Source organism: Isoptericola croceus (assembly GCF_029382255.1).
In the GTDB taxonomy this organism is placed as follows: Bacteria; Actinomycetota; Actinomycetes; order Actinomycetales; family Cellulomonadaceae; genus Isoptericola; species Isoptericola croceus.
Genome location: NZ_JARLLG010000161.1, coordinates 1 through 278 on the forward strand (window position 1 = coordinate 1; position 278 = coordinate 278).

The following is a 278-nucleotide window of genomic DNA, read 5'->3' on the forward strand; positions in this document are numbered from 1 at the left end:
GTGGGTGACTGTCATTGAGTCAATCAATTCAACTGGATGGGCTCTACCTCCAATGATTATCTTTGCAGGAAAGATGCACCAATCTTTGTGGTATAGAGATATACCATCAGATTGGGTGATCGGTGTCAGTGAGAATGGCTGGACTAATGATCAACTTGGCTTGCTTTGGGTCAAAGAGGTATTCCATAAGCATACCCATGCCTGTGCAATTGGCAAATATCGATTGTTGATCCTTGATGGCCATGGAAGCCATATCACACCTGAATTTGATCAATTCT

General features: G+C 42.8%; 1 protein-coding gene. It reads left to right on the forward strand.

Annotated elements, in window-relative coordinates; all coding sequences use genetic code 11:
* Nucleotides 1-4 precede the first annotated feature (4 nt).
* On the forward strand, nucleotides 5-278 hold a 274-nt coding region (locus tag PZC42_RS24505; protein WP_498041199.1), incomplete at its 3' end, for a transposase domain-containing protein.